5 protein-coding genes are annotated in these 5,439 nt (G+C 71.6%); 2 read left to right on the forward strand and 3 right to left on the reverse strand.

Going from position 1 to position 5,439, the window contains the following annotated elements; all coding sequences use genetic code 11:
• Positions 1-512: translation elongation factor Ts (gene tsf, locus ABNT58_RS28690; RefSeq protein ID WP_348756757.1), on the reverse strand; the 512-nt coding region annotated here is incomplete at its 3' end.
• Between the two features lie 99 nt (positions 513-611).
• On the reverse strand, positions 612-1,358 hold the full coding sequence (gene rpsB, locus ABNT58_RS28695; RefSeq protein WP_348756758.1) for a 30S ribosomal protein S2: 747 nt from the start codon (positions 1,356-1,358) through the stop codon (positions 612-614).
• 365 nt (positions 1,359-1,723) lie between these two features.
• On the opposite strand from rpsB, the gene ABNT58_RS28700 reads away from it, so the two are divergent.
• Together ABNT58_RS28700 and ABNT58_RS28705 are read left to right on the forward strand one after the other, a co-directional pair.
• Entirely contained in the window at positions 1,724-3,007 is a 1,284-nt protein-coding gene (locus ABNT58_RS28700) for a D-amino acid dehydrogenase (protein WP_348756759.1), read from the forward strand.
• A 32-nt stretch (positions 3,008-3,039) separates the two neighbouring features.
• A complete protein-coding gene (locus tag ABNT58_RS28705; protein WP_348756760.1) occupies positions 3,040-4,551 on the forward strand; it encodes an NAD(P)H-hydrate dehydratase in 1,512 nt (503 codons plus the stop codon).
• A gap of 57 nt (positions 4,552-4,608) precedes the next feature.
• On the opposite strand, the gene ABNT58_RS28710 is transcribed toward ABNT58_RS28705, so the two are convergent.
• Positions 4,609-5,439, reverse strand: an 831-nt coding sequence (locus ABNT58_RS28710) for a S1 RNA-binding domain-containing protein (protein WP_348756761.1), incomplete at its 5' end; no start/stop codon positions are given.

The following is a 5,439-nucleotide window of genomic DNA, read 5'->3' on the forward strand; positions in this document are numbered from 1 at the left end:
CCGTCGAACTCGACGATCACGCCGATGCGGGTGCCGTGCAGGTAGCTGGCCAGCTGGCCGCCGTCGGCGTAGCGCTTGAAGCGGCGGATCGACATGTTCTCGCCGATCTTGCCGATCAGACCCTTGCGCACGTCTTCCAGCGTGGGGCCGAAGGTGTCCTGCTCGTACGGCAGGGCCGACAGCGCGGCCACGTCGGCCGGGTTCTGCTCGGCCACCAGCTTGGCGGCGGCCGCAGCGAAGGCCAGGAACGATTCGTTCTTCGAGACGAAGTCGGTTTCGCAGTTGACTTCGATCAGGGCGCCGGTGGTGCCGTTGACCGATGCGGCGACCACGCCTTCGGCGGTCACGCGCGAGGCGGCCTTGCCGGCCTTGTTGCCCAGCTTGACGCGCAGGATCTCTTCAGCGCGGACCAGATCGCCTTCGGCTTCGGTCAGCGCCTTCTTGCATTCCATCATCGGCGCATCGGTCTTGGCGCGCAGCTCGGCGACCATGCTTGCGGTGATTGCGGGCATCTCAGATTCTCCGTTGAGTGAAAAAGGGGCTCAGCGGCCCCTTTCGAACAATGTCGGCTCCGGCGGTGCGGTGGCACCGCCGCTGTCCATGGGCGCGGATCAGGCGTCTTCGCTGACCTCGACGAACTCGTCGTCGCCGGCCGAGACGGCCTGCACGAGTTCGTTGGTGGCGTTGGCCTTGCCTTCCATCACGGCGTCAGCCACGGCGCGGGCGTACAGCGCCACGGCCTTGGCCGAGTCGTCGTTGCCGGGGATCACGTAGTCGATGCCCACCGGCGAGTGGTTGGTGTCGACCACGCCGATGATGGGAATGCCCAGCTTCTTGGCTTCGGCGATGGCGATCTTGTGGTAGCCGACGTCGATGACGAACAGGGCGTCGGGCAGCGCGGTCAGGTCGCCAATGCCGCCGATGTCCTTCTCGAGCTTGGCGATCTCGCGTTGGAACAGCAGCGCTTCCTTCTTGATGGCGGGCTGGGTGCCGGCCTCGACCTGCGCCTGCATGTCCTTGAGCTTCTTCAGCGAGCCCTTGACCGTCTTGAAGTTGGTCAGCATGCCGCCCAGCCAGCGCTGGTCGACATAGGGCATGCCGCAGCGCTGAGCTTCCTCGGCCACGACTTCGCGGGCCTGGCGCTTGGTGCCGACCATCAGGATCGTGCCGCGCTTGGCCGACAGCTGGCGGATGAACTTCATCGCCTCTTCGAAGAGCGGTTGCGTCTTCTCGAGGTTGATGATGTGGATCTTGTTGCGATGGCCGTAGATGTACGGGGCCATCTTGGGGTTCCAGAAGCGGGTTTGGTGGCCGAAGTGGACACCGGCTTCCAGCATTTCACGCATCGTGACGGACATGGAGACTCCGAAGGTTGGGTCTAGAATCCGGCGTGAATCGAAACGGAAAAGCAAGGCGGTTTTGCCCTGCGGTAGCCAGCGATCCGCAGATGGTCTGCATGATCTTTGCGGCACCCGTTCCGACACCTTTCAGCAGCCGGATTCGCGATTGATTTACCGTTGGCACCCCTGCCCCAATGGCAGAGAGCGGGTAAACCACAAGATTCTAGCACGGGCCCGGCGCCCTCACCTTTTTGCCGCACGCCCTGCGTGGTTCGGCACCTCCTTCAGCATGCTCAACCGGCTTTCCGTCAGCGCGTCCTCGCGCGTCCGCCCCCTTCCTGCAGCCGCCTGCCGCCCCTTGGCGGCCGGCGCCTTCGCCTGACATGCGCATCGCCGTGATCGGCGCCGGCATCGTCGGCGTGACCACCGCCTACGAACTGGCGGCCGATGGCCATGAGGTGGAAGTCTTCGAGCGCCGCGGCACTGTGGCCGAAGAAACCAGCTTTGCCAACGCCGGTGTGCTGGCGCCGGGTTACGTCACGCCGTGGGCCGCGCCGGGCATGCCGGGCAAGGTGCTGCGGCAGCTGTTCAGCCGCCATGCGGCGGTGCGCTTCGGCGGCCTGCCGGGGCCGGCCACGCTGGGTTGGCTGTGGCGCTGGTGGCGCGCCTGCGATGCGGCGGTGTGGGGCCCCAACCGCGCCGCCATGCATGCGCTGGCCCGCTACAGCCGCGATCGCATGACCGAGCTGCAGCAGGCGCTGCACCTGGAGTTCGAGCAGTCGAAAGGCCTGCTGGTGCTGCTGCGCACGCCGCGCGAGGTATCGCAGGCGCGCCATGGCCTGAAGCTGCTGGCCGAGATGGGTGTGGACTTCCACCTGGTGGATGCCGCCCGCTGCCGCGAGATCGAACCCGGCCTGCAGGCGGACACGCCGCTGCATGCCGGCGTGCACCTGGCGCAGGACGGTGTGGGCAACTGCCGCCAGTTCGCGATGCTGCTGCGCGCCGAGGCGCAGCGCCTGGGCGCACGCTTTCGCTTCCACCACCAGGTGCAGGCGATCGAGCCGGGCGCCGCGCCGGTGCTGCGCTTTGTCGAGCAGGTGCAGGACGAGCCGGCCGGACCCGCCCAGACCGAGCGCTACGACGCGGTGGTGCTGTGCGCCGCGCTGGGCTCGCTGCCGCTGCTGAACAAGCTGGGGCTGCGGCTGCCGATGCAGCCCGTCTTCGGCTATTCGATCACCGCGCCGCTGCGCATCGTCGAAGGTCACCCCGACTTCGGCCCGCGCGCCGCGCTGATGGACGAGAAGTACAAGGTCGCGATCTCGCGCCTGGGCCAGCGGGTGCGCGTGGCCGGCGCGGCGGAAATCGGCGGCGCGGCGGGCCAGTGGTCGCAGGCGCCGCTGGACACGCTGTACAAGGTGCTGCACGACTGGTTCCCCGGCGCCGCCCACCTGGCCCAGGCGCAGCGCTGGAAGGGCGCGCGGCCGATGCTGCCCGACGGTCCTCCGGTGCTGGGCGCCGGCAGCGCGCCGGGCGTGTGGCTGAACCTGGGCCATGGCTCATCGGGCTGGGCGCTGTCCTGCGGCTCGGCGCGGGTGCTGGCCGACCAGATCGGCGGCCGCGCGCCGGCCATCGACACCAGCCGGCTGTCAATCGACCGCCTGCGCTGAAGGCCTGCCCGGCGGCATCCCAGGAGTGAACGATGACACGCCCTGCCCCCGTCCTGCCCGCCGACACGCCGCTGCCCCTGCACGGCATTGCGGCCGCCCGTCGCCTCGAAGCGGCCGCTGCGGCCGGCCTGCCGCCGCACACGCTGATGCAGCGCGCCGGCCTGGCGGTGGCGCGGCTGGCGCTGGCGGTGGCGCCCCATGCGCAGCGGGTGACGGTGCTGGCCGGCCCCGGCAACAACGGCGGCGATGGGCTGGAGGCGGCGCTGCACCTGACCCGCGCCGGCCGGCAGGTGGCGGTGTGGCTGACCACCGCCGACACCCAGGCGCTGCCGCCCGATGCCGCGCGCTCTTACCTGCGTGCACGTGAGGCTGGCGTGCGGCTGCACACCGCCGACGAAGCCCTGCCCGCGGCCGACCTGGTGATCGACGCCCTGCTGGGCCTGGGCGCCAGCCGCGCGCCGAAGGGCGCCGTGGCCCAGGCCATCGCATGGGCCAACGCGCAGCGCGCGCCGGTGCTGGCGGTGGACCTGCCTTCCGGCCTGCACGCCGACACCGGCGCGCGGCTGGGCGAGCTGGCGGTGCAGGCCATGCACACGCTCAGCCTGCTGGTGCTCAAGCCCGGCCTCTTCACGGCCGAGGGCCGCGGGCTGTGCGGCCGGCTGTGGCACGACGACCTGGGCATCGACCCCGAATTGCTGGCCGCCGAAGCGCCGCTCGCCCGGCTGGGCGCCAGCACGGCCCCGCCCTTCGCGCCGCGCGGCCATGCGCAGCACAAGGGCACCTTCGGCGATGTGGCGGTGGTAGGCGGTGCCCCCGGCATGGCCGGTGCGGCCCGACTGGCGGCCCGCGCCGCACTGGCGGCGGGCGCCGGTCGCGTCTACCTGAGTCCGCTGGACCCGGCGAGCGGCCACGACGACGGCCGGCCCGAGCAGATGCACCGGCCGCAGGTCTGGCTGCAGCCGCAGGGCCTGCTCAGCCAGTCCACCGTGGTGTGCGGTTGCGGCGGTGGTTCGGCGGTGGCCGAGGTGCTGCCGGCCGTGCTGGCACAGGCGCCGCGCCTGGTGCTGGACGCCGATGCGCTGAACGCGGTGGCCACGGACGCCCGCCTGCAGCAGGCGCTGGCCGGCCGCGGCCGCCGCGGGCAGCACAGCGTGCTCACGCCGCACCCGCTGGAAGCGGCGCGGCTGCTGGGCTGCACAACCACCCAGGTGCAGGCCGACCGCCTGAATGCCGCGCTGCAACTGGCCGCGCGATTCGATGCGGTGGTGGTGCTCAAGGGCTCGGGCAGCGTGATCGCCGCGCCGGGTCGGCTGCCGGTGATCAACCCCACCGGCAATGCGCTGCTGGCCACCGCCGGCACCGGCGACGTGCTGGCCGGCTGGCTGGGCGGCACCTGGGCGCAGCTGCCGCGGCAGGACGGCTGGGCCGCAGCGCTGGAAGCGGTGCGCCGCCACGGCGCCGCAGCCGACCAGGCGCTGCTGCAAGGTCTGCAAGGGCCGCTGCGCGCGGCCGAGCTGGTGGAGGCGATGCTGCACACCCGCTGATCGGCACCTGGGCGCGGGCGACCCGCCGCTGCGGCGGCGCCCGGCCCGGAAGACCCGTCAGCGGCGCTTGCGCGTCTTGCCCGTGGCCGACGACTTCCGGCTGGCGCCGTTGCTGCTGCTGCGCTTGCCCGCCGCCTTGCGGGTGCGGGCCTTCACGCTGCGGTCGGCCTCCTGCACCGCGGCCAGTTCTTCCACCGCGCTGGCGGCGGCACGGCGCTCGCCGCCCTTGTCGCGGCCCTCGCGGCTGTCGCGCCCTTCGCGTCCTTCGCGCCCGCCGCGGCCCGTCGGCCGTTCGGGCTCGCCTTCACGCACCATGCGGAAGTCGATGCGCCGGCCGTCGAGGTCGACGCGGCTCACCTGCACCCGCACGCGGCTGCCGATGGTGTAGCGCACGCCGCTGCGTTCGCCGCGCAGCTCCTGCCGCGCCTCGTCGAAGCGGAAGTACTCGCCGCCCAGCTCGGTGATGTGCACCAGGCCTTCCACGTACAACCCGTCCAGCGTGACGAACAGGCCGAAGCTGGTGGCCGCGGTGACGGTGCCGCCGAATTCCTCGCCCAGGCGCTCACGCATGTAGCGGCACTTGAGCCAGGCTTCCACGTCGCGCGAGGCTTCGTCGGCCCGGCGCTCGTTGGCGCTGCAGTGCGCGCCCGCGATCTCCCACACGTCGGCCCCGTGCGCACGTGCCGCGCCGGCGTTGCCGGCCACCGCACCCTTGACCGGCTTGCCGCCCTTGCGCACCGTCACCGGCGGCTCGGCGGCCAGCAGCTTGGCATCGAGCTGGTACTTCTTGCCGCCCAGCAGCGCCTTGATCACCCGGTGCACCAGCAGGTCGGTGTAACGGCTGATCGGGCTGGTGAAGTGGGTGTACGCCGGGTAGCCCAGGCCGAA

This window comes from uncultured Aquincola sp. (assembly GCF_964001545.1).
Lineage (GTDB): Bacteria > Pseudomonadota > Gammaproteobacteria > Burkholderiales > Burkholderiaceae_C > Aquincola.

What these genes read in the sequence shown, in the direction of transcription:
- ABNT58_RS28700 (WP_348756759.1), top strand. Translation starts at nt 1,724, where the DNA reads ATGCGCATCGCCGTGATCGGCGCCGGCATCGTCGGCGTGACCACCGCC.
- rpsB (WP_348756758.1), bottom strand. Translation starts at nt 1,358, where the DNA reads ATGTCCGTCACGATGCGTGAAATGCTGGAAGCCGGTGTCCACTTCGGC.
- ABNT58_RS28705 (WP_348756760.1), top strand. Translation starts at nt 3,040, where the DNA reads ATGACACGCCCTGCCCCCGTCCTGCCCGCCGACACGCCGCTGCCCCTG.